3 protein-coding genes and 1 pseudogene are annotated in these 2,894 nt (G+C 61.7%); 2 read left to right on the top strand and 2 right to left on the bottom strand.

The features are described from left to right. Positions 1 to 1,682, bottom strand: a 1,682-nt coding sequence (locus tag AC0L2K_RS34685; RefSeq protein WP_473533622.1) for an ABC transporter ATP-binding protein, incomplete at its 3' end; no start/stop codon positions are given. Positions 1,683 to 1,896: 214 nt separating this feature from the next. On the opposite strand from AC0L2K_RS34685, the gene AC0L2K_RS34690 reads away from it, so the two are divergent. Then, positions 1,897 to 2,049 (top strand): cold-shock protein, encoded by a 153-nt coding sequence (locus AC0L2K_RS34690; RefSeq protein WP_473533623.1) that lies wholly within the window; start codon positions 1,897 to 1,899, stop codon positions 2,047 to 2,049. Positions 2,050 to 2,196: 147 nt separating this feature from the next. After that, positions 2,197 to 2,343, top strand: a complete 147-nt coding sequence (locus tag AC0L2K_RS34695; RefSeq protein WP_189407548.1) for a hypothetical protein — start codon at positions 2,197 to 2,199, stop codon at positions 2,341 to 2,343. Here AC0L2K_RS34695 and AC0L2K_RS34700 read toward each other — a convergent pair. Beyond that, positions 2,340 to 2,894 (bottom strand): annotated as a pseudogene (locus AC0L2K_RS34700) (hypothetical protein); the annotation flags it as partial. The gene AC0L2K_RS34695 and the pseudogene AC0L2K_RS34700 sit on opposite strands and share 4 nt — an antisense overlap.

A 2,894-nucleotide genomic window follows, 5' to 3' on the forward strand; every position in this document is an offset into this window, starting at 1 on the left:
AAGCGTTTCATCGCTGCCCGGATACGCTGCTCGGTGCCGGCGTCGATGGCAGCAGTGGAATCGTCGAAGACCAGCACCGATGGCCGCAGCATCAGGCTGCGGGCGATGGTCAGGCGCTGGCGCTGGCCGCCGGAAAGCGACGCGCCGCGTTCGCCAACGACTGTGGTGTAGCCGGCGGGGAGCCCGATGATGTAGTTGTGCAATTGGGCATACTCGGCGGCTTGCCCGATGCGGGTCTCGCGCGCCCATGGATTGCCGTAGGCGATGTTGTTCTCGATCGAGGTGGTGAACAGGAATGCGTCCTGCTGCACCACGCCGACCGCCTTGCGCAGCGATTGCAGCGTGACCTTGCTGATGTCCTGGCCATCGATGGTGATGGCGCCTGACGTCACATCGTAGAAGCGCGGGATCAGGTGCGCGATGGTCGACTTGCCGCTGCCGGGCGGACCGACAATGCTGATGGTCTCGCCGGATCTTGCCTCGAAGGAGATCCCGGATAGCGTCGGGCGGCCAGCGCCCGCGTAGCGGAAGCCGACGTTGTCGAAGCGCAGCACACCGTCAGTGACGACAAGGTCCCTGGCGTCGGGCGCGTCCTCGATATCGAGTTCGGTGTCCAGCAGTTCGAACAGTCGCGTGCCGCAGGTCGAAGCGCGGGCGAATGAATTGACCATCAGGCCGAGCTGGCGCACTGGCATCTGCAATATGGTCATGAAGGTGAGGAACTGGGCCAGCGTGCCGACGCTGATCTGGCCCGCGATCACCTTCTGGCCGCCGAACCAGAGCACCAAGCCCATGGCGGCGAGGAACGAGAAGTTCATGGCGCTGGTGTTGCTGACGCGGATGCCGACGCGCTGGTTGGCGAGGTCCAGCGCATCCTGCTTGGCGCGGTCGAACTTTTCCAGCTCATGCCGCTGCGCCGCAAAAGCACGCACGACACGGATGCCACCGAGGTTCTCATCCATCACCCGGCTCAGCACCGACAGCCGCTCTTGCAACGTCAGCCAGGTGCTGCGCAGCGCCAGCTGCGTGACCGAGGACCGCCAGGCGACGAATGGCACAAAGCTCAGGCTGAGCAGCCCGAGCACGAGATCGGTGCTGATCAGCAGATAAGCGCCGACGCCGATCAGCACCCCGAGCAGCACGACGCGCAGGATGCCGGTGGAGAAGAACATGCGCACGCCGTCGAGATCGAGCAGGCCGAGCGTGATGAGATCGCCGGTATGGACCCGGTCGTGGAAGGAGAAGCTCAGGCGCTGGATCTTCTCATAGAAAGCCAGCCGCAGTTCATAGCCGGTCCGGTGGCCGACGGCCTCGCCATAGTAGTTCTGCGCCATGGTGAAGAGGCCGCGCAGGATGCTGACGACGAGCAGCGTGAGCGCCGTGTTCCACAGCGCGCGCTCTGCCGCAGGACCAGCACCAGCAGTCAAGACGCCCTGCGCCTGATCGATGGCGCGTCCCAGCAAGCTCGGAATGAAAAGCTGCAGCGTCGCGGCAATGAAGGTCGAACCGATGGTGATGGCGACTTGCCAGGGATGGCGCAGCGTCATTCGCACGATACGCAGCAGGGTGCTGAGGCCTTTGCCCCAGGAGGCTTCCGCCACATGGACAAACGATTTGCCGCGCTTCGCCGCGCCGCTGGTTGCATCCGTACGCAAAGGAAATACCCAGACCAATCCGGACATTAGCCCGGACGAATGAAGCAGACTCAATTCAGATGGCGATGTTACGCGTGTCCGACTTGACCGTTCAAGGGGCCAATGGCGGCATCGCACTGTGCCTGAAAGGCGTGCTGCCATTGGTCGTCGCGATCGTATTTGATGAGTGATGAGGCGAAGGCATTCATGGCCATAGGCGAGAGTTTTGCCAAGCATGAGACCGTGAAGCATTCCAGGCTTCATTGCTCCCGACAACGGTGAGAAAGACGTTTTCGTTCATGCCACCGCGTTGAACCGCTCAGGGCTCAGCGTGCTGGTGGAGGGACAGAACGTGTTTGTCGAATGCGGGCAGGGCAAAAAAGGCCTGGAAGTCCGGAGCATTCGCCTCGCCTAAAGCCAATATGTTGGCCAAGGGCCAAATTGCCGCTCATACAAAGAAAAAGCCCACTGCCGGGAGGAGGTGGCAGTGGGCTCGATTTGAAATGCAGCGCGGGAGGAGGTGCGCCGCACTCAGCGCCGGCATCGCATCTGGGAGGAGTAGATGGCCGACAACATGATCATATCGATCGCCGCAGATATTGCAATGCACAAATTTCATATCGCACTTGCGAAGGCGTTCCTGCGTGTAAGCATCGACATTGTCTCGAAAGATCCACCCACCAAATCTTGCAGTAGCTCGCGGCTCTAGAGATTGATGGTGCTGGTCATTTTTGCTCTCCTTTGCGTTGTCGCAAGGAGGCAGATCTGCGCCTGGATCGAAACGTCGAGCGCCGGCGCTCGTCGGCGACAAGCAGATCCGGCTGCAGCATGAGCGCGCGCGCGTGCCAGGCCGATGCGCTGCCTTTCAACATGCAATCCTCGGGCCTTTCGCGCGGGAGGCCGCTGACGATTGCGGCTTCGGTCGAGATGCGGCGGACGCGATGGCGCGGATTGAGGGAGGCGAAGGAATAGCGAATTCGGCCGGAGGCGTTTCGCCGCGTCGATCGTGCTGATGTCGCCAGGCATAGCTTCTTCACAAGACGGCAGCGTCAGGTTGGCGCGTTCGAGGCAGCCCTTGGCCTGCGGGCTGTTGGCGCACATGATGTCGATGTTCAGCTCGAGTACGCGGTGACGGAACCTTGCTTGCAGCTTCATGCCGGGCTGCGGTCGATCCGCCACTGATATGGTGGTGGCGTGCCAGCCTAGTCGCCAACGATGCGATCCTTGTAGATGCGTGGGTTGTGCGAAGACTGGCTGAAA

Source organism: Mesorhizobium sp. WSM4817, assembly GCF_055811135.1.